This is a genomic window from Nocardia sp. NPDC006982, from assembly GCF_042869435.1.
Lineage (GTDB): Bacteria > Actinomycetota > Actinomycetes > Mycobacteriales > Mycobacteriaceae > Nocardia.
Window position 1 is genome coordinate 75604 of sequence record NZ_JBIAFV010000012.1, and the last position, 26112, is coordinate 101715.

Consider the following 26112-nt stretch of genomic DNA (forward strand, 5'->3'; position numbering starts at 1 on the left):
ACCGTGCAAGTGCCGCGCCGCGAGGTGCAACGGTCGGCATTCAGTGAATACTGTTGTGGCCGTTATGCTTTCGGCCGGAATCCGAATTGTGTCGACTGGGAGAAATGCTTGTGATTCGTTTTGCCGGGAAAGTGTGCGCGGCGGTCGTCGCGGTGGCCGCAATCGGTGCGGCGCCCGCATGGGCCGCGCCGGGACTGCCGCTGGAGCCCACTGCCCAGACCGACACTCAGACCGAGGTGGCCCAGCCCGCGCCGATCTTCGTGCCCGATTCGGGTTCGGCCGGTGTGTACAACAACTTCATGTGCCAGCTGCACACCATCTCGGCCTCGGCGCCGTGCATGTACACCTGAGTTCGCCCACCCCGCCGGCGGCCGTTCCTTAGTCCCAACTCTGATAGATGTCCAGCGCGCGGCCGTCCCTGGTGCCCGGCGCGTTGAGGTACACGGTGACGGTGCCGTCCGGATGCGTGGCCGCCTCCATGATGACCTGGCGCAATGAGGTGTGCACTCCGCCGTTCTCGTCGCGGTAGATCTCGGTGTCGCTCTTCAGTCCGGCGCCGATCCGGTTGAGCGGCACCACCATGGTGACCAATGCGGGCAGTGGTCCGTCGCCGAGCGCCGCGGTCTCCGCGTGATCCAGATGCAGCCCGATCCGGTCGGGCTGGCTGACCGGATCCGCGGCGGCTGCGGTCCCGGTGCCGACGGTGACGGCGGCGGCGAGCGCGGCGAAGATCGTGGCGCTGATGACGGCGAACCGCATTGGACCCTCCCGATGGGTTAGATGGTGCTACGACCCACCGAGATTACGCATCGGTAATCGGTCGGCGACCGATATCGGCCGCAACCATGATCGGCGTGTTGCGCCGAAGAGACTGCGGTGCGTGCGGTCTGCGTCACTCGACTACACCCTGTCGTCGACTCGTTCCAATCGGGCTGAGACACTGGACGTCGTGAGTTCTTCTCCGCGCGTGACCAGGGCATCGGTGCCGGTCTCGGCTCAGCTCTTCGACCGGGCCGCTTCGGTGATTCCGGGTGGTGTGAATTCGCCGGTGCGGGCCTTCAAGTCCGTCGGTGGCACACCGCGATTCATCGCATCGGCCAAGGGCTGCACACTCATCGATGTCGACGGCAATGAGTATGTCGACCTGGTGTGTTCCTGGGGTCCGATGATTCTCGGCCACGCGCATCCCGAGGTGGTCGAGGCGGTGCAGCGTGCGGCCGTCGGTGGACTGTCCTTCGGCGCGCCGACCGAGGCCGAGATCGAACTCGCCGAGCTGATCGCCGAGCGGGTAACGCCGGTGGACCGGGTCCGCCTGGTCAACTCCGGCACCGAGGCCACCATGAGCGCGGTCCGGCTGGCCCGCGGCTACACCGGTCGCACCAAGATCATCAAGTTTTCGGGTTGCTACCACGGCCATGTGGACGCACTCCTTGCCGACGCCGGATCCGGCGTCGCGACCCTCGGCCTGCCGACCTCGCCCGGTGTCACCGGTGCGCAGGCGGGCGACACCATCGTGCTGCCGTACAACGACGTCGGGGCCGTTGCCGCCGCGTTCGCCGCGCATCCGGGTGAAATCGCGTGTGTGATCACCGAGGCGGCCGCGGGCAATATGGGTGCGGTCGCACCGCTGCCCGGTTTCAACGAGGGCCTGCGCAAGCTGACCGCCGACGACGGCGCGCTACTGATCATGGACGAGGTGATGACCGGGTTCCGGGTGAGCCGGTCCGGCTGGTTCGGCCGCGACGGTGTCGCCGGTGACCTCTACACCTTCGGCAAGGTGATGAGCGGTGGGCTGCCTGCCGCCGCGTTCGGCGGTCGCGCCGAGATCATGAATCACCTTGCGCCGCTTGGCCCGGTGTATCAGGCGGGGACCCTTTCCGGGAACCCGGTTGCCGTCGCCGCCGGCCTCGCCTCGCTGCGTGCGGCCGATGACGCGGTGTACGCCGCACTCGATCGCAATGCCGAGCGGCTGGGCGGCTTGTTCACCGAGGCGCTCGGTGCCGCGGGGGTCGAGCATCAGGTCCAGTTCGCGGGCAATATGGTGAGCGTGTTCTTCGCCGACCGTCCGGTCACCGACTACGCCGCCGCCAAAGCCAGCCAGACCTGGCGTTTCCCCGCTTTCTTCCACGCACTGCTCGACGGCGGTGTGTATGCGCCGCCGAGCGCGTTCGAAGCATGGTTCGTCTCCGCGGCGCTCGACGAGGACGCATTCGACCGTATCGCCGCCGCCCTGCCCGCCGCCGCACATGCGGCCGCGGCCGCCACCCCCGAAGGATCCCGCGCGTGAGTTCCGACCAGCCAGATTCAGAAATGCGCGAACTACCAGATACCCCTGTCGACAGCGCGGAAACGGCCGCCCTCGCCGACGAGTCCGATGCCGCTGTGCCGGTCGACGCGGTCGAGGCCGATACCGTCGAGACCATCGTGCATGTGCTGCGCCACGGCGAGGTGCACAACCCGAAGGGCATTCTCTACGGTCGCCTGCCCGGGTTCAGCCTCTCGGTGACCGGTCGGTCACAGGCCGGTGCGGTGGCGCGGTCGCTGGCCGACCACGACATCGCGCTGGTGATCGCCTCGCCGCTGCAGCGTGCGCAGGAGACCGCCGAACCGATCGCGCGACAGCACGGGCTGCTCGTGCGCACCGACGAGAACCTGATCGAGGCCGGTAATACTTTCGAGGGTCTGCGGGTTTCGGTCGGTGACGGTGCGCTGCGCAAGCCGAGGCACTGGTGGAAGCTGCGCGATCCGTTCACCCCGTCCTGGGGCGAGCCGTATCTGCAGATCGCGCACCGCATGCTGGCCGCGGTCAACAAGGCCAGGGTCGAGGCGGCCGGACACGAGGCGGTGCTTGTCTCGCATCAGCTGCCGGTCTGGACGCTGCGGCGGTTCCTGCAGGGCCAGCGGCTCTGGCACGATCCGCGGCATCGGCAATGCTCGCTCGCCTCGCTGACCTCGCTGGTCTACCAGGGCGACACCCTCGTCGACATCGTCTACTCCGAGCCCGCAGGCGGTTCGGATCCCACGGTGCGCGGCGCATGAGAACTTCTTCCCGGCCGTCGGCCCGGCGTTTCACGTCGGTCCTGCTCGCGTGCGTGGCCCTGGTGGCCGCGCTCGCGGGTTGTTCGACCGGGAAGGATGCGGTGGCCTCCGGCGGTACGTTCGAATTCGTCTCGCCCGGTGGCAAAACCGATATTTTCTACGATCCGCCCGCCGCGCGTGGCACCATCGGCAAGCTCGCCGGGCCGGATCTGATGACCTCGGGCAAGACCACCTCGGTCGCCGACTTCCCGGACAAGGTGGTCGTGCTCAATCTGTGGGGGCAGTGGTGCGGGCCGTGCCGTGCCGAGGCGCCCGCGCTCGAAAAGGTCTACGAGGCAACCAAGGACAGGGGCGTCGTCTTTCTCGGCATCAATGTCCGTGATTTCCAGCAGGACAAGGCGCAGGACTTCGTCGTCGACAACAAGGTCGGTTATCCGTCCGTCTACGACCCGTCCATGCGCACCCTGCTCGCGCTCGGCGGTAACTTCCCGACCAGTGTCATTCCCACCACGCTGGTGCTGGATCGGCAACATCGGGTCGCCGCTGTCTTCCTCCGCTCGCTCTTGGCGGAAGACCTCCAACCAGTTGTCGAACGTATTGCCGCGGAAGGTTCGCAGTGACCCCGCACAAGCCGTTCGGCCCATGTCGTAATTACGTCCCGCTCGAAAGCGAGCGGTAGGAAAGGTGCAATCGTGATTCGCGATCGCCGTACTCGTAGCCCGCGTGCCTGTCGCCCGCGGCAGGCCGCCCGTCTCGTTCGCGGTGTCTGGACGGTCGATGACCGGTGGGTCGGCGTTGCCGCCGTGCCACGCAGCGCCGCAGCCGAATCCATGATGGACTTCGCGCCGGAAGCCGCGCCGGTGCCCGAGCGAACTGATCGACCCCCGGTGGAGACCGACTGATGGTGCTTGCCGCAGTAGGTGATTCGTTCCAGCAGACGGCGGCGACGGGGCCGCTGTTATTGGCTCTCGGCGCATGCGTACTGGCCGGACTGGTCTCGTTCGCCTCGCCGTGTGTGGTGCCGCTGGTGCCGGGTTACCTGTCCTATCTGGCCGGGCTGGTCGGCGCCGAGGCGCCGCCCGCCACCGCAGCGCAGGCCAAAAGCCTTGGCGGCACAGCGGTTTCGGTCGATCGGGCTGCGGCACGTACGGGTCGGATCCGAGTGGCCGGTGCGGCCGGTTTGTTCGTCGCGGGCTTCACCGTGGTGTTCGTGCTCGCCACCGCAACGGTTTTCGGCGTCATCCAGACCTTGAACGTGAATCGTGAACTGCTGCAACGGGTCGGCGGTGTGGTCACCATCCTGATGGGTCTGGTGTTCATCGGCTTGGTCCCCGCGTTGCAGCGCGATACGCGGATGGAGCCGCGCAGGCTCACCGGCATTCTGGGCGCTCCGCTGCTCGGGGCGGTCTTCGCGCTCGGTTGGACGCCGTGCCTCGGGCCGACACTGTCCGGGGTGATGGCGGTTTCGGCCGGGACCGAGGGCACGACAGCCGTGCGCGGTGTCGCACTGATCGTCGCCTATTGCCTCGGCCTCGGACTGCCGTTCGTGATCCTGGCCTTCGGGTCGGCGAGTGCGTTGCGCGGGGTCGGTTGGCTGCGGCGCAATTCGCGCACTATTCAGATCATCGGGGGCATATTGCTCGTCGCGGTCGGGATCGCGCTGGTCACGGGGGCGTGGGACCAGTTCGTCGCCTGGGTGCGCGACGGGTTCGTTTCCGAGGTGACGCTGCCGATATGACCGTGATCGACAGACCTGAGGCGCCGGTGACGCAGCCGAAGCAGTCCCCGGTCGGGCGTGCCTGGGCGCTCGTGCGCAATGCCTGGCGTGGGCTCACCAGTATGCGCACCGCGCTGGTATTGCTGTTCCTGCTGGCCCTTGGCGCGATTCCGGGCGCGCTGCTGCCGCAGCGAAATCTCAACGAGGGCAAGGTCGACCAGTACATCGCCGACCGCCCGACGCTCGGACCGTGGATGGACCGGTTCCAGCTGTTCGACGTGTTCTCCAGCTTCTGGTTCACGGCAATCTATGCGCTGCTGTTCATTTCGCTCGTCGGCTGCATTCTGCCGCGCTGCCTGGACCACTATCGCGCGCTGCGCACGCCACCGGTCCGGGTGCCGCGTAACCTGTCTCGGCTGCCGCACCATTACTCCGAGACCATCGACGGCACTCCGGACGCCGCGCTCGAGCACGCTCGAAAAGAGTTGCGCGGCTGGCGGACCGAGGTTCGCGACGGCACTCGTGAAGGTGAGATCACCCTCTCGGCGGAGAAGGGTTACACCCGCGAACTCGGCAATCTCGTCTTCCACCTGGCCCTGGTCGGGCTGCTCGTCGCGATCGCGGTCGGCAAGCTGTTCGGTTACGAGGGCAGCGTGATCGTCATCGCGAACAACGGGCCCGGCTTCTGCACCACCTCGCCCGCGGTCTTCGACTCGTTCAAGGCGGGCAATATCAACGACGGCACCGGTATGGCGCCATTGTGCGTGCGGGTCAAGGACTTCAAGGCCGATTACCTGCAGAACGGTCAGGCCGAGATGTTCACCTCGCATATCGAATATCAGGCCGGCGGCGATCTGCAGAGCGATACCTGGCGTGATGCGCAGATCCAGGTGAACCATCCGCTGCGGGTCTCAGGGGACCGGTTGTATCTGCAGGGCCACGGTTACGCGCCGACATTCACGGTGACCTTCCCGAACGGCCAGACCCGAACCGAGACCGTCCAGTGGCGGCCCGACAACGCGCAGACCTTCCTGTCCAGCGGTGTGCTGCGGATCGATCCGCCCGGCGGCATGTACGCGACCGACGAAGAGCGCCGCAAGAACCAGATCGCCATCGAGGGACTGTTCGCGCCGACCGCACTACTGCACGGCAGCCTGCTCACCTCCTCGTTCCCGACCATGAACGACCCGGCCGTCGCGGTGGACATCTATCGCGGCGATACCGGCCTCGATACCGGTAAGCCGCAGTCGCTGTTCGCGCTGGATCCCGAGCAGGTCAAGCAGGGGCGACTGACCAAGGAGGCCAGGGTCAACCTGCGTCCCGGCGAGTCGTCGACGCTGCCCAATGGCACCAAGGTCACCTTCGACGGTGCGCAGGAATTCGTGAATCTGCAGGTATCGCACGATCCGGCGCAGCAGTGGGTGCTGGTGAGCGCGCTGGCCATGATGGCCGGACTGCTGGTGTCGCTGCTGGTGAAGCGGCGACGCATCTGGATCCGCGTGTACCCGGCCGATGACGAAGCGGGTACCGTTGACAAACGACGCACCGTAGTAGAGATGGGCGGGCTCGCCAGAACCGATCAGGCGGGCTGGGGCGGCGAATTCGATCGCCTGCGCAAGCGCCTGCTCGATGACCGATCCGCCACGGGAGAGTGACCATGCCGATCGACGACACCATCGCCCAGTACAGCGATCTCGCCTTCAAATCGGCGATCGTCGTATACGCGCTGGTGCTGGTGCTGCTGATTGTGCAGTACGCGGCGGCGCGGACGCAGAAGGTCGTCGCGCGTGAACTGGTAACTGCCGGCGGTGGTTCCGATCGTCCCGCCGGACCCGGTCGGGTCGAGACGCCGCAGGCCAAGCCGTTCGCCGAACGCGCAGGCAATATGGCGTTCTCGGTGCTGTTCGTCGCCATCGCGCTGCATGTGACCTCGATCGTATTGCGCGGCTTCGCAACCCACCGCTTCCCGCTCGGCAACATGTACGAATTCGTCACCATGGCGACCGCCGCGGCCGCCGTGGTCGGCATGGTATTCCTGCGCGAACAGCGATACCGCTCGATGTGGGTCTTCCTGCTCGTTCCGATCCTTATCCTGCTGTTCCTGGCCGGCACCTTGCTGTACGCCGACGCGGCACCCGTTGTGCCCGCACTGAAGTCGTTCTGGTTGCCCATCCACGTCACCATCGTCAGCATCGGCAGCGGCGTCTTCCTGGTCTCCGGCATCGCCAGTCTGCTGTTCCTTTACCGCCTGCATCAGCCCGAAGGCGCCGAATCCGACAACATCCTCGGCACCATCGCCCGCCGCCTCCCCGACGCCCGTACCCTGGACCGCCTCGCCTACAAAACCACGATCATCGGCTTCCCCCTCTTCGGCGCCGGCGTAATCCTCGGCGCCATCTGGGCCGAAGCCGCCTGGGGCCGCTTCTGGGGCTGGGACCCGAAGGAAACCTGCTCCTTCATCGCCTGGGTCCTGTACGCCGCCTACCTCCACGCCCGCGCAACCTCGGGTTGGCGCGACACCAAGGCCGCGTACATCAACATCGCGGGGTTCGTGGCGATGCTCTTCAACCTCTTCATCATCAATATCGTGATCAGCGGCCTGCACTCGTACGCAGGGCTGAACTAAAGGGCTTTACCAGCGGAAATGGGGCGGTGCGCGACACGCCCCGCAGCCTGAACGCGCCGGGCCGGTATCCCACTTATGCTTGCCAGTTATTAGCTATGTGGGTCCGTTCGTCCGATTTCGCCGCCGCTGATGTACATCCGATTCGAAACGGGATCAGATATGCGCCCTCGATTCGTCGTTATCGCGACCGGTGTGGTCGCGGCCGTCGTGGCTGTGTTTGTGTGGCCCGGCGCCGAGCCGAGCCGAGCCCAACCGCCCGGTGCTGACGTATCCGGTGCCGGGATTCATGTGACGACATCGGTGGAGAACGTCAGAGTGGACCCACCGGGCGACCGGATGCCGAACTTCCTCATGACGTTCGCGCATGCCGCGCAGCTATCCGGCAATTACTCGCTGAACGTGGAGAGCGATGGAATAGTGTCCGGCCAGGCCGTCGCGGGGTTCCTCCTCGGCTGCGCGCTCACGGTGGACAACGGCTTCACGGTCGGAATCGATCCGAATCAAGGGCTGTTGGCGAGTATTTCCCCCCAATTCAGCCAGTCGAACGCAGCCGCCAGACTGCCGAGTACGGTAGTGAAGCCGGTGTCCACACCGCAGCCTGCCAGCACCACCTCCCGGAGCGCCGCGACGACGTCTCAGAGTGCTGCGCCGACGTCTCAGAGTGCCGCGCCGACCTCTCACATTGCCGCGACGACGTCTCAGAGTGCTGCGCCGACGTCTCAGAGTGCTGTGCCCACCTCTCAGAGTGCTGCGCCGACGTCTCAGAGTGCTGTGCCCACCTCTCAGAGTGCCGCGACGACCTCTCAGAGTGCTGTGCCCACCTCTCAGAGTGCCGCGACGACCTCTCAGAGTGCCGCGCCGACCTCTCACATTGCTGCGACGACGTCTCAGAGTGCTGTGCCCACCTCTCAGAGTGCTGCGCCGACGTCTCAGAGTGCTGTGCCCACCTCTCAGAGTGCCGCGACGACCTCCCAGAGTGCCGTGCCCACCTCTCAGAGTGCCGCCACTACCTCCCCGAGCGTCGAGACCACGACTCCGAGCGTCGAGACAACGACCCCGAGCGTCGAGACCACGACCCCGAGTGCTCCCAGCGCGAGCCTCGGACCGACCGTCGGCGGGACCCTTGGCTTGGGAGAGGTACTGGAAGCCACCTTGGCGCCGGGCCAGATCACCACCGTCACGACAGTGACGACCAACCTGGACAACAAGACGGTGTTCCCGTACCACTTCATTTTCAACAACGCCGCGTTGAACGTCGGCCAGTGTGCCGCACCGGTATCGGCCGTCCCTTTCGTCACCGCCACGGTGAGTACCGCGTTGGAGACGGTGCAGACCTCCGCCTACGGCACCCAGTTCACCTTCTGATCCGATTACGGACCCTCGGCGCTCGATGGCCGAATGGTGCGACTTACAATCGGTGCACGCAGACTACGAATTGGCGTTGCTGGTAGACGATTCCGCGGTCACTGGATGAGCAGACGTTCACGTTTGTGGTGTTCAGTTTGACGTCCATGACGCGGACGGCGTTGGGGACGCCCTTGGTGTTGCAGTCGAGGCGTTTGGGGCCGTCTTTGTTCGGGTCCATGCAGCCGCCGATTACCCAATCGATGTCCAAGCAGAGGGTGGCGCGGTTGATGCCGTGCAGGGTGTCGTTGAGGGAGCGGTCGGCGTCGGTCGGGCAGCCGGCATTCACGGGCGCCTTGTCGATGACCTTGTAGTTGGAGGTCGCGCTGCCGCAGGTGGCCTTGCCGAGGGTGGGATTGTCACCGCTGCCGCCGATTTCGACGCAGTCACCGACCTCGACCTTCAGGCCGCCCGCGATCTTGTCGAAGGTGCTGCGGATGGCGGAGGTGGTCGGTGGGGCCTCTGGGGTGGTCAGCGGCAGCTCGGGGAACGACGGTTCCGGCGCGGTGGTCGGCGCGGCGTCGTTCTGGGCCGCGGGCGATGGGCTGCTCGTCGTGGACTTGTCATTGCCGAGCGACATCGCCGCCACCGCCACGACGGCTGCGGCCAGCGCGGTTACAGCTATGAAGACCGTCAAGGTGAGACCCGCACGGACACGTTGACGCGACACCTGTGACGTCCTCCAGGGCTGTTCGAACTCGCGCGCCGAGATACGAAGTTGAAAGTTGCAATGGTGAGAGATCACGTCATGCCTACACCATCCGGTGTGTGCGCGTCGAGTCACCTATTTTCGAGGATAAAAAGGATACTTGTGTGAAATGATCATAGGTCGGATGGTGGGATAACAATCGAATAACGATGGCCGTTTAGGGTTTCCCAAATGCCGTGCGGGGCAACAAGCTACGTGGCGCTAGACGCGTCAACCGGCTACCGGGGCCGGTGCTTGTCAGAAGGAAACCTTGATGAAGTTCGGCACGTTCGCCGTCACTCTCGTGTCCATCGCCGCCGTGGGAATCGCGGCGGGAACCGCGAATGCGAAGCCAGCGGAAGTTGCCAAAGAGGTGTCGGCCTCCGGCGTCGAGCAGGGAATCGGTTACCACACAGTGGCTTCCGAAATCTCGGATGGGCACCGGGATCGCGTTCTCACCACCGAGGTCGACAGCGGCAAGTTCGAACTCGCCGACAACGGCACCAAGGTCTTGCTGAAGTCCGATGCCGGCGCTGTGGTGACGGAAGTCCCCTTGACCTACGAGCTCTCCGGCACGAAGGTCGCGGTCGACCAGGCGATCTCCGATAACGGCCGAACCCTCGCTCTCACACCGAAATTGAGCGCCAAGAACATCGGCGAGATGCAGCCGGTCAATTCCATGGCCCGCCTGACCGACGAAATCAACAAGAACATCGTCGGCGTGGTCCTCGGCGGCGTCCTGGGCCTCATCATCGGCGCCATTGTCGGCGTCTTCTTCTTTAGCATCATCACCGGCCCGATCGGCGCGGTAATCGGCGCGATCGCCGGCGGCTACATCATGGGCGGCCAGTCGTTCATGGACGCCCTCATGGCCGTCATCAACGGCGAGCCGTGATCCTTTGAGCTCTCGCAATCCCTGGCGACAACTTCGCACAGGCTCTCTACCTTGTGCGAAGTAGTCACTCGGGGTGCGTGAACGCCACCGCTTGTGCGCGAGTGGAGATTCGGCCGACCGGACTGAAGCGCACGGTACGTGCAGAGCGTGCCCCTGGGTCTTGGATGACATGGATTTCCGCGACCTTGTCGGCCTGAGCGATCGTTGTCGCACGTGATCGCCGAGCTCGGTTCGCAGGCCGAGGCAACGCTCTTGCGTCGACAGGTATCCGACGAAGTTCGATATCCGTTGCCTGTGCCCGCCTGGCCGACCTGGCATCCGATACGGCGCCATGCGGCCGGAAGGCATAGCTCGGCGATCAGCTGGCCCTAGGCCTACTAATGGCATGCGCGCCGGCTTATTGCGCGTCTAGACGCAATTGATCATCGGGGCAGCAAATATCCGCGGTCAATACAGTTGCGCGGTAGAGGGCTCCCGGAAGCCTCCCGGTGAACCGCGCGAACGCTCAGCGCTCGGTAGACCCGTCACCGTCGCGATGCTGACGCGAAAGGCGCCAGAGGAATTCGGGGTCGTCGTCGGGCCCCTTGATGCGCTTGCGCTGCGGCGAACGCGTGGGCGGTCCGGCTGTCTTCTCGGGGCCGAACGCCTTCCAGCACAACACCGCGACTGCCACAACTGCGATGAGTGCCAACAGGTACGTCACGTCGCTCACCTCCTGCTAACGAGGGTAGTCGCGTGCGTAGCCTTCGAACACCGCAGACACGAAATTGGTGCGTGCGGGCCCCTAGACAGGAAGATCGAACTCACAGCTACAGGCCCGCGGACCAGGCTCAGCGTGCGGTGGCCTCGGTGGTGAGCGACTGGAGCAGCTGAAGTACTTCGGATTCGCGGAATCGGCGATGCCCGCCCGGTGTGCGCAGTGATCCCAGGCGCCCGGCGTGGGCCCAGCGGGTAACGGTCTTCGGATCGACGTGGAACATGGCGGCGACTTGGCCCGGTGTCAGCAGGGTGTCCTGGCCGCCGACGGTGATCGCAGTCATAGCAAACCTCTCCGTTCTCGACAGTTCCCTCATCAGATGGCGCCATCGTTGCACTGCAACCCCTAGGTACTCGAACCACCTACAGTTGGTAAAGGGGAAGTAATAGACAAAACGGATATGAGCCCTGGTCAGGCGCAGTCGGACGTAGTCCGCCTCCTCGACCGGAGGTACCGCCGAGGATGGGCCATAGCTTCGCATAGGCTGGACGACGTGAGTGACGCAACGCCACCGAAGGGTGAATCCGCACAGCAAACCGCTGGCGTCGGCGCGCGGCTGGCCCGCAATCTGGTGCTGTACACGCTCGCCAGGCTGGCGCTGGTCGTCGTCATCGCCGCAGCGATCATCGGCATCGCCCGGCTCGTCTCGGTGGATGTCCCATGGTTGGTCGCCGCGCTGTTCGCGTTGATCATCGCGATGCCGCTGTCGCTGACGCTGTTCAAGAAATTGCGCGCTCGGGTCAACGAGGACATCGCGGTCGTCGATGCGAAGCGTCGCCAGGACAAGGCGCAGCTGCGCGCCCGGCTGCGTGGTGACGACGACCCGACCGGTGCGGCCTCGTGAAGTACTGCGATCGCAGTACGCCACGCGCCTGGGTCGACAATGCCGTGCGACTCATCGAGGCCGACACCCAGCGCAGCGCCGACACCCATCTGATCCGGTACCCACTGCCCGCCGCCTGGCAGGTCCAGCTGTATCTGAAGGACGAGTCGACCCACATCACCGGCAGCCTCAAGCATCGGCTGGCGCGGTCGCTGTTCCTGTACGCGATCTGCAACGGCTGGGTCACCGAGGGCACCACGGTGGTCGAGGCGTCATCCGGTTCGACCGCGGTCAGCGAGGCGTATTTCGCCAAATTGCTCGGCCTGGATTTCGTCGCGGTGATGCCGGCGAGTACCTCGCCGCAGAAGATCGAGTTGATCGAAGCCCAGGGCGGCCGTTGCCATTTCGTGCAGCGTGCACCGGATATGTACACCGAGGCGGCGCGGCTGGCCGCCGAATGCGGCGGCCACTTCATGGATCAGTTCACCCATGCCGAGCGTGCCACCGACTGGCGCGGCAATAACAACATCGCCGAATCCATCTTCCAGCAAATGGAATTGGAGGCGCATCCGGTGCCGGACTGGATCGTGGTCGGCGCGGGTACCGGCGGCACCAGTGCCACCATCGGCCGCTATATCCGCTATCACCGCTACCCGTCGAAACTGGCCGTGGTCGACCCGGAGAACTCCGCGTTCTACGGCGGCTACGAAACCGCCGATGCCGGATATCAGACCGGAATGCCTTCACGCATAGAGGGAATCGGCCGACCGAGGGTCGAGCCGTCGTTCATCGGTCAGGTGGTGGACCGGATGATCGAGGTGCCCGATGTCGCATCGATCGCCACCGCCCGGCTCGCGAGCCGGGTAATCGGCCGCCGCGTGGGCGGCTCCACCGGAACCAATCTGTGGGGCGCGTTCGCACTCATCGCCGAAATGATCTCCGCTGGTCGTTCGGGCAGTGTGGTGACGCTGCTCTGTGACGGCGGAGATCGTTATGCCGGAACGTATTTCGATGACTCATGGGTCGAGGCACAGGGCATGAACCTCGCCGACCCCGCCGCGATCCTGGAGAAGTTCGCCGCGACCGGAATCTGGTCCGGCTAGTACGCGATATCGCAACCCCGGCCGCAGCGCCGGGGTTTTCTCTTGCGGCGAACCTCGTCAATTTTCGTTGACAAGTGCGGAGTTCGTCAATCAAAATTGACGCCATGACTGAAGCAACCACACTGGCGGCCGCCGCAGGCAGTCCGGACCCCAGGGTCGGGCTGCGCGCGGTGCTCGCACTGCGTCGGCTGCTCGAACGGCTGGAGGCGATCCAGGTGACCAATGCCCGCGAACAGGGCTGGTCCTGGCAGGCGATCGCGGAGGCGCTCGAGGTCAGCAAGCAGGCGGTCCACCAGAAATACAACCGGAGAGGCGGGAACCGCTGATGTTCGAACGGTTCAGCAGGTCGGCGCGGACGGCGATCGTCATCGCTCAGGAAGACGCGCGGGAACTGCGCGCGCCCAAGATCGAGGTGGAGCATGTCCTGCTCGGTCTATTGGCACAGGGCGAGCCGGAATTGAAGACACTGCTCGAGGAGGCGGGGCTCACCCACCGGGCGGTGCTCGAATCCCTCGGCCAGGAGGCCAAAGGCCAGCCGCTCGGTGCGGAGGACGCCGAGGCGCTGCGCTCGATCGGCATCGATCTGGATGCGGTGCGCGAGAGCCTCGAGGCCACCTTCGGCGAGGATGCGCTGGAACGGGCCGTGCCCGAGGAGCGGTCCCGATTCGGCCGCGGCCGCGATCGGAACTGGGGCCACATCCCGTTCACCAGGGATGCCAAGAAGGTGTTGGAGCTGGGACTGCGCGAAGCGCTGGCCCGTAAGGACAGGTCCATCGAATCCGGGCACCTGCTGCTCGGCATTCTGCGCGCGCCCAATGCGACCACCACCCGAATCCTGGGCGGTTCGGAAGCAATCGATGCGCTCCGGCCGAGGGTGCACGCGCTGCTCGACCGCGCCGCGTGAGGGGTCGGGCATGTGCGCCCCGCTCGATTCGCGCTTTGTGGCAGCACATGCCCGCCCGTCAGGCCTAGCATTGGCGCATGCAGCTTCTGATTCGGTTGATCATCAACGCGGTGGCCATCTGGCTGGCCGCCGCTTGGGTCGACAAGATCGAAATTCTCAGTCCCGCGGACAAGGGCAATGGCGGCAAAGTCATTGTCATCCTGGTCGTCGCGGTGGTCTTCACCGTGGTGAACGCGGTGATCAAACCGATTGTGAAACTTCTATCGCTACCGCTGGTCATCGTGACTCTCGGCCTGTTCCTGCTGGTGATCAACGCGCTGATGCTGTGGCTCACCGCGAAGATCAGCGAAACCACCGACTACGGCCTGCGCGTCGACGGCTTCTGGGCCGCCGTCTGGGGCGGCATCATCGTCGCGGTGGTCAACTGGGTCCTCGGCATCCTGGTCCCGGACGGCGACGACTAAGAGCTGCGGCGCGGGCGACCGTCCTGGTCGCCCGCGCGCTACTAACCGGCGATACCCAGCGCCAACGCGGTGACCGCCGACCATGTCAACAGCGCCAACCCCGAATCGCGGAGCGCCGGAATCAATTCCAGCCCACCCTTACCGGAGCGCACCGGTGCATTGGCGCGCACCGCCAGCGGCACGGCGACCAGTCCGACCAGCGCCCACGGCGTGCGGACGACCAACAGCAGCGTCGCGATGAACGGCACGGCGAGCAGCGCCAGGTGCAGTGTGCGAGTCCGCGGATCGCCGAGTTTGACCGCGAGGGTGACCTTTCCGGATTCGGTATCGGTCGGGATATCGCGCAGGTTATTGGCGACCAGCACCGCGCTGGAGAACGCCCCGACCCCGATCGCCAGCACCAGGCCCGCCCATTCGATCCGCTCGGCCTGGACGAATTCGGTGCCGAGCACACCGATCAGACCGAAGAAGACGAAGACCGCGAGCTCACCGAACCCGCTGTAGCCGTAGGGCTTGCTGCCGCCGGTGTAGAACCAGGCACCGGCCAGGCAGGCCGCGCCGACCAGCAGCAACCACCACGCCGTCGCGATGACGAGCACCAGCCCGAAGACCGCGCCGATGGCCAGGCTGATGATCGCGGCATTCTTGACCGCGGCGGGCGAGGCGAGCTTCTGCCCGACCAGCCGCAGCGGACCGACCCGCACGTCATCGGTGCCGCGGATGCCGTCGGAGTAGTCGTTGGCGAAATTCACCCCGATGATCAGGGCCAGCGAAACCAGCAGCGCGAGAACCGCTTTCCACCAGACTGCGCCATCGATGGAGGCGGCGGCGCCGGTTCCGGCGAGGACAGGGGCGATCGCGTTCGGCAGGGTACGGGGCCGTGCGCCCTCGATCCATTGCGCTGCAGTAGCCATGTTCGCAGCCTAATGCGCCTACGCGGTTCGGTCCGCTCGGGCGGTTCAGTTGGCTTCGGCGGCGGTCTTCAGTCGGTCCAGGCCCTTTTCGAAGTCCTTGCCGATCATATTGTCGATCGGGAACACCTTCCCGAGCACGCCCATCAGGCCCTTGTGCTCGCCTCTCATCCGCCAGACCACCTCGGTGCGGGGTTCTTCTCCTTCGAGGGCCGAGACCGGGTTCAGCTCGAAGGTCGTCTTATTGGTGGCCTTGAACGGCTTCTCGAAGGCCAGCCGGATGCCGATTTGCCGGTCGTCACTGGAGGTGATCTCCATGCTGCCGCGACCAGCCTTGCGGTTGCCGTCCCAGGCGTACCGGGCGCCGACGCCGGCGTCCGGCCCGGAGTATTTCCGCTGCAGTTGCGGATCGACGTCCTCCCACGGCGACCACTTGGTCCACTCGTGGAAGTTATCGATCAGCCCATGAATGCGCGCGGGCTCGGCCGTGATCACAGCCTGCCGAACGATTTCGAACTCAGCCATGCGCACAGCGTAGGCGACCTACCGGTCCGAACAGGGGCGAAAAACCATGTCAGCCCAGCACGCAGTATTCGATTGCGGCACTCCCGGATCCCTCCGTGGTCACGCTGCGCTACCGCCTCCGGGCCCGTCGCTCGCGCCGGGGCTCGCATACGATAACCACGGAATGTTTCCCGATCAGAGCGGCCCGAACGGCCGAAGTCAAACCCTGACGACGCCCGCAGGCGAATCGGTCGTAGTGGCCCTGCTGGGCGAAATCGCGCTACGCCGAGACGGCACGCTCGCAGCGCTACCCGGGGCACGGTCGCGACTGCTGCTCGCCGCACTGGCCCTGCGGCCCGGCCGCAGCCGCAGTGCCCAGGCGCTGATCGATGAGGTGTGGGGTGAGCAGCCGCCGCGCGCGCCGATGAACGCGCTGCACACTCAGGTGTCGCGACTGCGCGCGGCGCTGCCGGATGCGGCGCTGGAGATCGGTCCGGCGGGCTACCGTCTCACGCTGACCGCCGATCAGGTCGATTTGACCCTCGCGGACGACCTGGTGCGCGCGGCCCGCGCTAAACAGGGCGACGGCGACCACGCCGGATGTCTAGAGGTGTTGACCCAGGCCAGATCGCTCTGGCGCGGCGAGCCCGGTGCCGACCTACCCGCAGGCGACCTCGCCGACGAACTGCGCGCCGCGGCCGCGCACCGCTGGTCCGAGCTGGAGGCGATCGAAGTCGCCGCCCGGGTCGCCGGCGGTGACCTCGACGGTGCGGTGGCGATCACCCGCCGAACCGCGGCTGCCAAACCGCTCGACGAAACCGCGCACGCCACCTTGATGCGGTTGCTCGCCGCAGCTGGTCGGCCCAACGAAGCACTCGATGTCTTCGCATCGATCCGTGGGCGACTCGTCGAAGAACTCGGCGCGGATCCGGGGCCGGTGCTGGTCGAGCTGAATACCGCGATCCTGCGGGGTGATCCGGTGCCCGGATTCGCATCGCGCACCGATCATGGCAAGCCGACGCTCGCCGTGAATTCGGTCACACCAGCTGATCCGACGGTATCGGCCGCGGTAGCGGATTCGGCCGCACGGGATTCCGCGGGGCGGGACGCGACGGCACTGGATTCGATTGGACGAGTTTCGGATTCGGCCGCGGCCGTGCCGCCGAGTGCCCGCTCCGCGATCGGCCTGCGCGCGGCTCCCAATGCCCTGCTCGGACGTGCCACCGATCTGGACGCACTCGCGCAACTGCGGCACCGCTCCCGGGTGACGACCGTCCTCGGTCCCGGCGGCACCGGAAAGACCAGGGTGGCCAACGAATTGGGCGCACGAGTCGCGCGCAGCGAATCCGTGGTGCTGGTCGAGCTGGCGTCGGTGCGGGCCGATACGGCCGCCGACGCCGATCCGCGCGCCGATATCGAGGCCGCGATCAGCACCACGCTCGGTCTCGGCGAGATCGTCCGGGAGACGGCGTGGCGGCGCTCCACCGGCTACAGCGATGCCGGTCGCCGACTGCGTGATGCGCTCGCCGCTCGCCCGACGCTATTGATCTTGGACAACTGCGAGCATCTGATCGACGCGGTCGCCGAAGTGGTCGCCGACCTGGTCGGCAGCTGCGACCAGCTCAGTGTGCTCACCACCAGCCGAGCGCCGCTGGCGATCACCGCGGAAACGGTTTATCCGCTGGCGCCCTTGGCGATCGACGCGGCCGGATCGCCCGCCACCGAGCTGTTCATGGCCAGAGCGCGTGCGGTGCGGCCGACCGTCCGTCTGGATCCCGAGGTGGTGGCCCGGCTGTGCACGACACTCGACGGGCTGCCGCTGGCCATCGAACTCGCGGCCGCCCGGGTGCGGACCATGAGTGTCGAGGAAATCGAAACCCGCCTGGAACACCGATTCGCCTTGCTGCGCAGCGGAGATCGCTCCTCGCCGGAACGTCATCGCACCTTGCACGCGGTGATCGCATGGAGCTGGAATCTGCTCGAAGAGCCGCAACAGATCGCCTTGCGCAGGCTGTGCCGCTTTCCGGCCGGATTCACCCTCGATGCCGCCGAAGTGGTGGCGGGCGGCCCCGATGTCGACGATGTGGCCACGGCCGTGGACGGACTGGTCGGCCAGTCCCTGCTGACCGTCCTGGACGACGATGAGGGCCTGATCGGCACCCGCTACCGAATGCTGGAAACCGTTCGCGAATTCGGGGAGGAACAGCTCGCGCTGACCGGATCCGATGCGGCGGCGGGCATTTCGGGAGCGGTCGACGAGCGTCCCGTGGTGATGGATCGCATGTCGCGCTGGGCCCGTGACTATTCGATCGCCACGGTGCACCGTTACCTGTCCGACGTGCAGGTGGCCACCGTGCTCTCGATCGGCGCGGAACTCGACAACCTGGTCGCGGTGCTGCGATATGCGTTGGAGCGCAGGGACGCTCGCACGGTATACCGGGTCTTCCCGGTTGCCGGCACGCTATGGGTGATGCGCGGCGCGCATATGGAGCTGGGCGGTTGGGCGCGCCGGATTCTGACCCTGCCGCCCGAACCCGGTCCGGTGCGCGGTCCGGTCGCCGATCTGCAGATGCTCGCGCACCTGCAGATCGGCATGCACGTCGTGTTCCTCGGCGCCGACCTGCGTGAGGTGGCGACCACGCGGGCCAGGATCCGTCGATTGCTCAGCACCGCAATCGATCTCAATGGTGGAGCGCGCTTTATCGGCACGATGGCCTGCGGGAATGCCTCGGGCTCGGACACGCCGAGGCAGTTCGCGGACGGCGCCCGGTCGCCGGACCCCGTGGTGCGCGGCGCGGCGGTGTTCATGCGCGCGAATATCCGGGAAAACGCGGGCGATGTCTACGGCTCCACCCGGGACGCGAAGGCTGCCTTGCAGCTGATCGAGGGCCGCGATGTCTGGGGCACGGCGATGGTCACCCAGCACCTCGGGCAGCTCGCCGGACAGACCGCGCACTATGCCGATGCGGTGGGGTACTACCGCCGCGCGGCGGAACTGTTGCGGGAGTTGCGCGCCCACGAAGAAGCCGTCGAAATGTCCAGTTATCTCGCGGTGTCGTTGATCGGCGCGGGCCGGCTCGACGAGGCGCGGCGGGAGTTGGGCTTTGCGCTCGGCGCCGCGGATGGCGATCCGGCACACGGTACGCCGATCGATGACCCACACATCCGACGTAACCACCGCCTGGCGCCGGTCGTCGTCGGAATGGCGGAACTCGAACTGGCCGAGGGCGATATCGACGCCGGGCTGCACTATTACCGGCGGGCACTGGACCTGCACGGCTGGCCCGATGACGCCCCGATGGTCGGCCCGGGCATCCTGGTGACCGCGAGCGGGGCCGTGGACGCGTACGTGCTGCACGGACGGGCGGCGGAGGCCGCCGATATCGCGTGGACGCTGCTGCGCCTCGCGGTCGGCCGACTCGGGCAGTTCCCCGACCTGCCGCAGATCGGGGCAGTCGGCAATGCCGTCGGAACATTCTGTCTCGCGGTCGGACACGATTCGGAGGTCGGCTTGGAGCTGCTCTCGCTGTCTACCAAAGTGCTGGGGCGACAGGATAGTCCGTCGGCCGAATTGCGGCGGCACGCGGCACTGCACCGAACAACGGTGGGGGACGAGCGCTTCGATGAAGCACTGGCCCGTGCCGCAGGCATGCGGCGGCGGCAAGCGGCGGACAGGATCCTCGAACTCCTGCAGGAACTGTCCTGCGACAACGAAAATCGCGGTGGGTGACGCACCCACCGCGACTTCTGTGCATCACGCCCGGCGCATGTACGCCTTGATGCTCAGCGGCGCGAAGATCGCGATCACGATCACCGAGCCGATCAGCGACCAGGCCAGATCGCTGCCGTAGACATTGCCGTTCATCAGCGCACGGGCTGCATTCACCATGTAGTACACGGGATTCACGTGATTGAGCCCCTGCATCCAGCCCGGCATGGTGCTCACCTGAGCGAACGCGCCGGACATGAAGGTCAGCGGGAACATCACCATCATCGAAATGCCCTGCACGCCTGCGGCACTCTTACCGGTGACGCCGACCAGCGCCCAGATCCAGCTCACCGCGAACGAGCAGACCACGATGACCAGACCGGCCACCACGACACCGGCCACACCGCCCTCGGGCCGGTAGCCGATGGCCAGACCGACCACGATGGTCAGCGTCGTCGCCAGTGCGTAGCGCACCATGTCGGCGATCAACGCGCCCGCCAGCACCGAAATGCGGGCGATGGGCAGGGATTTGAACCGGTCGAAGACGCCCTTGTCCATATCCTCGCGCAACTGGGTGCCGGTGACGACCGAGGTCAGGATCACGGTCTGCACCAGAATTCCGGGAATCAGGACCGGCAGATAGTTCGACACGCTCCCGCCGATCGCCCCGCCGAAGATGTAGGCGAACAGCGCGGTGAACAGGATCGGCTGAATCGTCACATCGAACAGTTGCTCGGGATTGTGCTTGATTTTCAGGATGCCCCGGTAGGCCATGGTGAGCGAGGTCGACACGGTCTGTTGCAGGCTGATCTTATTGGTGACCTCGGGAATCGAGGTCGGTGCCGCATGCCGCGCGGCGGTGCTTTCGGCGGTGATGGTTGTCATGCCGCGCTCCGTTCGGAATCGTTGTCGTCGGCCGGGTGGCCGGTGATGGTGAGGAAGACCTCGTCGAGGCTGGGTTTGGTGACGGTGATCTCGTCGATCGCGATCTCCCACTCGCGCAGGCGAATCAGCAGATCGGCGGTCATGCCCGCGTCCGCAAGCGGCGCGGTGAGCCGACCGGCCTCCGGCGTGATCTGGGCGTCGACGCCGAGGAAGTCACCGACAACCCGGCGGGCCTCCTCGAGCTGGGCCCGGTCGACCAGGGTCAGATGCAGTGAGGAGCCGCCGACCGAGGCCTTGAGTTCGTCGGCGGTGCCGTCGGCGATCACCTTGCCGTGGTCGATGACGGCGATCCGGTCCGCGAGCTGATCGGCCTCGTCCAGGTACTGCGTGGTGAGCAGCACCGTCGCGCCCTCGCGGACCAGGCGGCGGATGGTCTCCCACATCTGGGCGCGGGTGCGCGGATCGAGGCCGGTCGTCGGCTCGTCCAGGAACAGCAGCGGCGGTGTCGCGATCAGGCTGGCGGCCAGATCGAGACGGCGTCGCATACCGCCGGAGAAGTTCTTCAGCGGCTTGTTCGCCGCCTCGGTGAGGTCGAACTCCTCCAGCAGTTCGACCGACTTGCGCCTGGCATCGATCTTGCTGAGGCCGAGCAGGCGGGAGAAGATGATCAGATTTTCGGTGGCCGTCAGGTCCTCGTCGACCGAGGCGTACTGCCCGGTGACGCCGACCAGCGACCGGACCGCCGTCGGTTCCGCGACGACGTCATGGCCGAAGATGCGGGCGCTGCCGCCGTCCGGGCGCAACAGGGTGGCCAACATGCGGATGGTCGTGGTCTTGCCCGCGCCGTTCGGCCCGAGCACGCCGTAGACCGAGCCCTGCGGAACCGCCAGGCTCACACCGTCGACGGCGCGCTGTTCCCCGAACACCTTGACCAGGCTGTCCGCCTCGACGGCGAGCGCTGAAGTGGGTGTGTAAGAAGTCATGCACAAGACTTTGGGGCCGCCGTCTTGCACGGCCCTTGCATCACGATGTCGCGCAACCTTGCACCACGATCGCGTGCTCATATCCCGCTGGGTCAACGGGGAAACGTAACAACTGATTTCGGGAGAGGTAACTCGTCGGGTACGGGCTAACTCGGTAACGATGTCATCGCCGGTCTCCGACGCAACTGTGGTCGCACCAGGGTCTGGCGCCTAAATACGCGGAGAGGCGGACAAGCGCTCGCGGAGTTTTACGCGATCGGGTTTGCCGGGGCCGCGCAGCGGAAGCTCGTCCAGCAGCGCCAGCTCGCGCGGTGCGGCGATGGAATCGAGTTCGCGCACGACGTGATCGCGCAGTTCCTCGAGGGTCGGGGTGGCACCGGGGGCGGGGACCACCGCGACCGCGACGCGCTGGCCGAGCCGATCGTCGGGCAGACCGAGCACCACGCATTCGCTGATGGTGGGATGCGTGATGAGCACGGCCTCGACGACCTGCGGGATGACGAGCAGACCGCCGGTCATGATGGCCTCGTCGAGCCGTCCGCTGATGCTGAGCACGCCGTTCTCATAGGTGCCCGCGTCCTCGGTGCGAAACCAGCCGGGTTCGGCGAACGCGGGATGGTCGGGCTGGCCGCGGTAGCCGATGGCGATCATCGCGCCGCCGAGCAGCACGCGACCGTCCTCGATGCGAATCTCGGTGCCGTCGAGCGGAACTCCGTCGTACACACAGCCACCGCAGGTTTCGCTCATGCCGTAGGTGCGAACGACGTTGATACCGGCCGCTTTCGCGCGTTCATAGACCGGTGCCGGAGTGGCCGCCCCGCCGACGAGCACGCCGTCCAACTGGGCAAGTGCTGCCGCGGCGGTGGGCGCCTCCAGCGCCTTGATGAGCTGGGTCGGCACCAGTGCGGTATAGCGGCGCTCACCGCGCATACCGGAAATCGCGCCGGCCAGCGCCTCGGGGAGGAAGCCGCCGGAAACGTCGAGCACACTGGGTTCGGTGCCGGCCAGAATGCTGCGCAGCAACACCTGAATGCCCGCGATGTGATGGGTCGGCAGGGCGAGCAGCCAGGTGCCGGGACCACCGAGTCGATCGTGTGTCGCGGTCCCGCTGGCCCGCAGCGCGGCGGAGCTGAGCATGGCGCCCTTCGGCACACCGGTGGTGCCGGAGGTGGTCACGACCAGTGCCGCCTCGTCATCGATCAGTTCGCCGGGCGAGAGTGCATCGCTCAGTCGCCGGGCCTCTCGACGGTCGCTGGTCGGTATCGGCAACCACGCGGGGCCGTTGCCCTCCAACACTTCTCGCAGATGCGGCATGACATCGCCGAGCCCGGATCCGCTCGGCATCGGCAGCGTCCGCAGGGTGCGACTCATGATTTCGCCCCCGTCATGCGCGACCGCACCTCGCTGGTGCTAGGCGCCGTCGTGCGCAGGCGCGCTGTGTTCATGGTTCGCTCGCTGCGCTCCCTCACGAGTCTGATCGTGTCATGTCGACACGACCGCACGCGGCAGGGGTCGGTTTGCTGGGGCGGCGCGTTGGGGGTTCGGCCGCGTCATGGGAGAAGAAGTCGGGTACGCCGGACATCGAGACTGCGATTCACTCGGAGGACGGTACTCAGCGGTGCTCACCCGGACGTCGGCGGTCGGGCGGTCATCCGTGGTTATCGTCCTCGCCGGGGTCGGCATTGGCAACTCGAGCCGGACCGGCCGCGCCGCCGCTGCCGACGTGATCAGTCCGGTGACCAGCGCGAATCCCGCCGGATCGGATGCTCGGCGGGAACTTCGACCAAAACGATCGGCACGCCGTCCGGATCGCGCACCCACATTTCGATCAGTCCCCACGGCTCGCGCACCGGCTCGCGCTCGATGCGGATCCCCTTCAGCGCAAGCTCCGCCGCCGCGTCCGAAATGTCGCGAACCTGCAGCCAGAGCGCGCCTTCGAAGGTGGTCGATTTGCCCGATCCGCCGTGCGCGGCCACCTCGACCAGCGACTGTCCAGCGAAGAAAACCGTGCCGCCTGGATACTCGCGCGCGATGGCCAAGCCGAGTCCGTCGCGGTAGAACGCGAGGGTTACCTGGTAGTCGGCGGGCCGCAGGATGACCCGGCTGCTGAGGATGTCCATGTCAGAAGTACCAGGGGTAGGGGGTCCAGTCCGGCTCGCGCTTTTCCAGGAAGGCGTCGCGGCCTTCGACCGCCTCATCGGTCATATACGCCATCCGGGTGGCCTCGCCCGCGAAGAGCTGCTGACCGACCAGACCGTCGTCGAGCAGATTGAACGCGTACTTCAACATGCGCTGGGCCTGTGGGGATTTGCCGTTGATATCGGCGGTCCACTCCAGTGCGACATTTTCCAGTTCGGCGTGATCGACGACCTTGTTCACCGCACCCATCTGATGCATTTCCTCGGCGGTGTAGGGACGGCCGAGGAAGAAGATTTCCCGCGCGAATTTCTGGCCGACCATTTTCGCGAGATAGGCGCTGCCGTAACCGCCGTCGAAGCTGCCGACATCGGCGTCGGTCTGCTTGAACCTGGCGTGCTCGCGGCTGGCCAGGGTCAGATCGCAGACCACGTGCAGACTGTGCCCGCCGCCCGCGGCCCAGCCGTTGACCAGCGCGATGACCACCTTCGGCATGAACCGGATCAGCCGCTGCACCTCGAGGATGTGCAGGCGGCCCGCGCGCGCTTGGTCGACAGTGTCCGCGGTCTCGCCATCGGCGTACTGGTAGCCGCTGCGGCCGCGAATGCGCTGGTCGCCGCCCGAGCAGAAGGCCCAGCCGCCGTCCTTGGGGCTGGGACCGTTGCCGGTGAGCAGCACTGCGCCGACGTCCGGGGTCATCCTGGCGTGATCGAGCGCGCGATAGAGCTCGTCGACCGTGTGCGGGCGGAACGCATTGCGCACCTCCGGCCGATCGAAGGCCACCCGGACGGTGCCCTGCTCGATATGCCGGTGATAGGTGATGTCGGTCAGGTTCTCGAACCCCGGAACGGGCCGCCACAGCTTCGGATTGAACGTCACCCCAGTGATTATTGCTCCCACCGATGTTTCGGATGCCAGCGACTTCCATGCGAACTTCTACGGTGCCGATTCCATTACTCGGCGGTACGACTTGACGGTGTATAACAACGCGATACCGTGCTAAGGATGAACGGAGCATCGCGAAGCGATTCCATGAGGGGCGGCGGTCGGGCGACGGGCGGGCGCGAGGCAGTGAAACGGGTTGCAGAGCATGTTGTCGGACGGTCCGGTCCGCGTATCGACAACAGCGCGGTGGACGAATCCCGGTACGAGAAGCACGGCGGCTTCCCCAAGGTCTCCCCCGCGCGAGTCGGCGCCGACTTCGGTCCGTTCGTCGAGGCCATGCGCACGCTGCAGGATCTGGTCGTCTCCGTGGACGCCCCCGACGAAATCTACGGCGAGGCACTCGACCGGACGCGCGAACTCATCGATCTGCTCCAGCCGTATCGCGCACCCGAACTGCAGGGCCCGGCCGGCCGCGCGGTCGAATTGCCCGGGCGCGGCAGCCTTTTGCTGCTGCCGTGGCAGGTGGTCGAGGCCGGACCCGACGGCATCGTGATGACCGGTGAATTCCGTCGCTTCCATCTCGGCGGCAACGGCGCGGCACACGGCGGCGTGCTCCCACTGCTCTTCGACGATCTGCTCGGCATGATCGTGCATTACGCCGGACGGCCGATCAGTCGCACCGCTTATCTGCATGTGAACTATCGCAAGATCACTCCGCTGCAGACGCCGCTGACCGTGCGGGGTCGCGTCGACCGCATCGAAGGCCGAAAGACCTTCATCACTGCGGAACTGGCCGATGAGCAGGGCAATGTCCTCGCCGATTGTGAAGGATTGATGGTCCAATTGCTGCCGTGGCAGCCGTAGGCGGGCTCCGCCTCCGCTCGCCAAGCGCAAGAGACTGACGGCGGACTTCGTCCGGCTGCGCCTCATTAGCGGACGAGTGCCGTGTGACTCTGCGCACCAGTGCGTATAGTGACGTGCGCTCGTTCATCGACATCGATCCCGGAGGAACCTGAAAGTGGTTGCAGCACTGTCTGAATCCCTGCTCGACGACGCAAAGCGCACGGCCTTCCTTGCCGATGCCAAGGAGGTTCTGGACGCCGAGGTGTCGGACAAGGGTGGTGCGTCGGGCCTGGCCGTCAAGGGTGGCTACGCGGCGGTCAAGAAGATCAGCCCGTCCATCGTGCCGGACGCGCTGGAGTCCTTGGCGCCCAAGCTCGTCTCGCAGCTGGAGCCGTTCTGGCAGGAATACGTGGCGACGGGGTCCGGCCAGTTCGCCGACCTGCTGGTCGCCAAGTCGGACGAGGTCGCCGAGGCATTGCTCGCGGTGACCGACGCGCGTGCCGACGCCTCGACGCGTCCGGCGCTGAAGAAGGTCTACTCGTCGATGCGTTCCTCGGCCAAGAAGAACGTCATCGAGGCCCTGCCGCGACTGGGCGACCTCGTGCAGCGGCACGCCTGAGTTGGATTGCGGCGCCACGGCGCCGCGTATCCCGCTCGTGCCTGCGCCTCGCTAGCGCTCGGCTACGGCATGACCGCGTGGGCGGCTGTGTTTTTTGTCGCTCACTGCGTTCGCGCATGGGACTCGCTCCGTGGTGGGTGCGCCGCGACGCGCATTGCCGCGCACGGCGATTCGGCCGACCACGGGCGCTGAGCGCCCCGCGTCCGGTGGTGGACGC

General features: G+C 66.2%; 28 protein-coding genes. 17 read left to right on the forward strand and 11 right to left on the reverse strand.

Features of this window, described 5'->3' with window-relative positions; all coding sequences use genetic code 11:
- Nucleotides 1–104 precede the first annotated feature (104 nt).
- The gene (locus ACFYOW_RS35065) at nt 105–350 is read left to right on the forward strand and encodes a hypothetical protein (RefSeq protein ID WP_387294351.1); all 246 of its coding nucleotides are present in this window, start codon (nt 105–107) and stop codon (nt 348–350) included.
- A 28-nt stretch (nt 351–378) separates the two neighbouring features.
- On the opposite strand, the gene ACFYOW_RS35070 is transcribed toward ACFYOW_RS35065, so the two are convergent.
- Nucleotides 379–759 (reverse strand): hypothetical protein, encoded by a 381-nt coding sequence (locus tag ACFYOW_RS35070; protein WP_387294352.1) that lies wholly within the window; start codon nt 757–759, stop codon nt 379–381.
- 190 nt (nt 760–949) lie between these two features.
- Here ACFYOW_RS35070 and hemL point away from each other — a divergent pair, with 190 nt between their 5' ends.
- The 7 genes from hemL to ACFYOW_RS35105 all read left to right on the forward strand — a co-directional run bounded on the left by hemL (nt 950) and on the right by ACFYOW_RS35105 (nt 8747).
- Complete coding sequence (gene hemL, locus ACFYOW_RS35075) at nt 950–2287, forward strand: glutamate-1-semialdehyde 2,1-aminomutase (protein ID WP_387294353.1); 1338 nt, start codon at nt 950–952, stop codon at nt 2285–2287.
- A complete protein-coding gene (locus tag ACFYOW_RS35080) occupies nt 2284–3039 on the forward strand; it encodes a histidine phosphatase family protein (protein ID WP_387294354.1) in 756 nt (251 codons plus the stop codon). Before hemL ends, ACFYOW_RS35080 begins: the two co-directional genes overlap by 4 nt.
- Nucleotides 3036–3659, forward strand: coding sequence for a TlpA disulfide reductase family protein (locus ACFYOW_RS35085; RefSeq protein WP_387294355.1), 624 nt, complete (start codon nt 3036–3038; stop codon nt 3657–3659). Before ACFYOW_RS35080 ends, ACFYOW_RS35085 begins: the two co-directional genes overlap by 4 nt.
- Before the next feature lie 281 nt (nt 3660–3940).
- Nucleotides 3941–4777 carry a cytochrome c biogenesis CcdA family protein gene (locus ACFYOW_RS35090; RefSeq protein WP_364472177.1) on the forward strand — a complete coding sequence of 279 codons (837 nt, stop codon included), beginning with the start codon at nt 3941–3943 and terminating at the stop codon, nt 4775–4777.
- On the forward strand, nt 4774–6411 hold the full coding sequence (locus ACFYOW_RS35095; protein ID WP_387294356.1) for a cytochrome c biogenesis protein ResB: 1638 nt from the start codon (nt 4774–4776) through the stop codon (nt 6409–6411). The genes ACFYOW_RS35090 and ACFYOW_RS35095 overlap by 4 nt, the downstream gene beginning before the upstream one ends.
- Before the next feature lie 2 nt (nt 6412–6413).
- Nucleotides 6414–7382, forward strand: a complete 969-nt coding sequence (gene ccsB / locus ACFYOW_RS35100; RefSeq protein ID WP_387294357.1) for a c-type cytochrome biogenesis protein CcsB — start codon at nt 6414–6416, stop codon at nt 7380–7382.
- 159 nt (nt 7383–7541) lie between these two features.
- On the forward strand, nt 7542–8747 hold the full coding sequence (locus ACFYOW_RS35105; RefSeq protein ID WP_387294358.1) for an MspA family porin: 1206 nt from the start codon (nt 7542–7544) through the stop codon (nt 8745–8747).
- Between the two features lie 43 nt (nt 8748–8790).
- On the opposite strand, the gene ACFYOW_RS35110 is transcribed toward ACFYOW_RS35105, so the two are convergent.
- The gene (locus tag ACFYOW_RS35110; protein ID WP_387294359.1) at nt 8791–9456 is read right to left on the reverse strand and encodes a hypothetical protein; all 666 of its coding nucleotides are present in this window, start codon (nt 9454–9456) and stop codon (nt 8791–8793) included.
- A 292-nt stretch (nt 9457–9748) separates the two neighbouring features.
- Here ACFYOW_RS35110 and ACFYOW_RS35115 point away from each other — a divergent pair, with 292 nt between their 5' ends.
- Entirely contained in the window at nt 9749–10369 is a 621-nt protein-coding gene (locus ACFYOW_RS35115; protein ID WP_387294360.1) for a hypothetical protein, read from the forward strand.
- 505 nt (nt 10370–10874) lie between these two features.
- On the opposite strand, the gene ACFYOW_RS35120 is transcribed toward ACFYOW_RS35115, so the two are convergent.
- Both ACFYOW_RS35120 and ACFYOW_RS35125 read right to left on the reverse strand, forming a co-directional pair.
- Nucleotides 10875–11072 carry a hypothetical protein gene (locus ACFYOW_RS35120; RefSeq protein WP_387294361.1) on the reverse strand — a complete coding sequence of 66 codons (198 nt, stop codon included), beginning with the start codon at nt 11070–11072 and terminating at the stop codon, nt 10875–10877.
- Between the two features lie 127 nt (nt 11073–11199).
- Nucleotides 11200–11409: a BldC family transcriptional regulator gene (locus tag ACFYOW_RS35125; RefSeq protein WP_040696172.1), complete on the reverse strand. Its 210-nt coding sequence runs from the start codon at nt 11407–11409 to the stop codon at nt 11200–11202.
- A gap of 210 nt (nt 11410–11619) precedes the next feature.
- Here ACFYOW_RS35125 and ACFYOW_RS35130 point away from each other — a divergent pair, with 210 nt between their 5' ends.
- The 5 genes from ACFYOW_RS35130 to ACFYOW_RS35150 all read left to right on the forward strand — a co-directional run bounded on the left by ACFYOW_RS35130 (nt 11620) and on the right by ACFYOW_RS35150 (nt 14420).
- On the forward strand, nt 11620–11970 hold the full coding sequence (locus ACFYOW_RS35130) for a DUF4229 domain-containing protein (RefSeq protein ID WP_387294362.1): 351 nt from the start codon (nt 11620–11622) through the stop codon (nt 11968–11970).
- Nucleotides 11967–13052, forward strand: coding sequence for a PLP-dependent cysteine synthase family protein (locus tag ACFYOW_RS35135; protein ID WP_387294363.1), 1086 nt, complete (start codon nt 11967–11969; stop codon nt 13050–13052). Before ACFYOW_RS35130 ends, ACFYOW_RS35135 begins: the two co-directional genes overlap by 4 nt.
- Nucleotides 13053–13156: 104 nt before the next feature.
- Nucleotides 13157–13378 carry a helix-turn-helix domain-containing protein gene (locus tag ACFYOW_RS35140; protein ID WP_354959891.1) on the forward strand — a complete coding sequence of 74 codons (222 nt, stop codon included), beginning with the start codon at nt 13157–13159 and terminating at the stop codon, nt 13376–13378.
- Nucleotides 13378–13956 (forward strand): Clp protease N-terminal domain-containing protein, encoded by a 579-nt coding sequence (locus ACFYOW_RS35145; protein ID WP_387294364.1) that lies wholly within the window; start codon nt 13378–13380, stop codon nt 13954–13956. The genes ACFYOW_RS35140 and ACFYOW_RS35145 overlap by 1 nt, the downstream gene beginning before the upstream one ends.
- Before the next feature lie 77 nt (nt 13957–14033).
- On the forward strand, nt 14034–14420 hold the full coding sequence (locus tag ACFYOW_RS35150) for a phage holin family protein (protein ID WP_387294365.1): 387 nt from the start codon (nt 14034–14036) through the stop codon (nt 14418–14420).
- Nucleotides 14421–14461: 41 nt separating this feature from the next.
- Here ACFYOW_RS35150 and ACFYOW_RS35155 read toward each other — a convergent pair whose 3' ends face one another.
- Nucleotides 14462–15334, reverse strand: a complete 873-nt coding sequence (locus ACFYOW_RS35155; RefSeq protein ID WP_387294366.1) for a 1,4-dihydroxy-2-naphthoate polyprenyltransferase — start codon at nt 15332–15334, stop codon at nt 14462–14464.
- A gap of 45 nt (nt 15335–15379) precedes the next feature.
- A complete protein-coding gene (locus ACFYOW_RS35160) occupies nt 15380–15856 on the reverse strand; it encodes an SRPBCC family protein (protein WP_387294367.1) in 477 nt (158 codons plus the stop codon).
- Between the two features lie 163 nt (nt 15857–16019).
- On the opposite strand from ACFYOW_RS35160, the gene ACFYOW_RS35165 reads away from it, so the two are divergent.
- Nucleotides 16020–19565, forward strand: a complete 3546-nt coding sequence (locus ACFYOW_RS35165; RefSeq protein ID WP_387294368.1) for a BTAD domain-containing putative transcriptional regulator — start codon at nt 16020–16022, stop codon at nt 19563–19565.
- A gap of 24 nt (nt 19566–19589) precedes the next feature.
- Here ACFYOW_RS35165 and ACFYOW_RS35170 read toward each other — a convergent pair whose 3' ends face one another.
- The 5 genes from ACFYOW_RS35170 to ACFYOW_RS35190 all read right to left on the reverse strand — a co-directional run bounded on the left by ACFYOW_RS35170 (nt 19590) and on the right by ACFYOW_RS35190 (nt 24427).
- A complete protein-coding gene (locus ACFYOW_RS35170; RefSeq protein WP_387294369.1) occupies nt 19590–20429 on the reverse strand; it encodes an ABC transporter permease in 840 nt (279 codons plus the stop codon).
- Nucleotides 20426–21412 carry an ATP-binding cassette domain-containing protein gene (locus tag ACFYOW_RS35175; protein ID WP_063045400.1) on the reverse strand — a complete coding sequence of 329 codons (987 nt, stop codon included), beginning with the start codon at nt 21410–21412 and terminating at the stop codon, nt 20426–20428. The genes ACFYOW_RS35170 and ACFYOW_RS35175 overlap by 4 nt, the downstream gene beginning before the upstream one ends.
- 210 nt (nt 21413–21622) lie before the next feature.
- Nucleotides 21623–22783: an o-succinylbenzoate--CoA ligase gene (menE, locus tag ACFYOW_RS35180; RefSeq protein WP_387294370.1), complete on the reverse strand. Its 1161-nt coding sequence runs from the start codon at nt 22781–22783 to the stop codon at nt 21623–21625.
- A gap of 356 nt (nt 22784–23139) precedes the next feature.
- On the reverse strand, nt 23140–23532 hold the full coding sequence (locus ACFYOW_RS35185) for a VOC family protein (RefSeq protein ID WP_387294371.1): 393 nt from the start codon (nt 23530–23532) through the stop codon (nt 23140–23142).
- 1 nt (nt 23533) lies between these two features.
- Nucleotides 23534–24427 carry a 1,4-dihydroxy-2-naphthoyl-CoA synthase gene (locus ACFYOW_RS35190; RefSeq protein ID WP_387294372.1) on the reverse strand — a complete coding sequence of 298 codons (894 nt, stop codon included), beginning with the start codon at nt 24425–24427 and terminating at the stop codon, nt 23534–23536.
- Between the two features lie 192 nt (nt 24428–24619).
- Here ACFYOW_RS35190 and ACFYOW_RS35195 point away from each other — a divergent pair, with 192 nt between their 5' ends.
- Both ACFYOW_RS35195 and ACFYOW_RS35200 read left to right on the forward strand, forming a co-directional pair.
- Nucleotides 24620–25297 carry a PaaI family thioesterase gene (locus tag ACFYOW_RS35195; protein ID WP_387294373.1) on the forward strand — a complete coding sequence of 226 codons (678 nt, stop codon included), beginning with the start codon at nt 24620–24622 and terminating at the stop codon, nt 25295–25297.
- A gap of 154 nt (nt 25298–25451) precedes the next feature.
- Nucleotides 25452–25895: a DUF6918 family protein gene (locus ACFYOW_RS35200; RefSeq protein ID WP_387294374.1), complete on the forward strand. Its 444-nt coding sequence runs from the start codon at nt 25452–25454 to the stop codon at nt 25893–25895.
- The last annotated feature ends 217 nt before the right edge of the window (nt 25896–26112 follow it).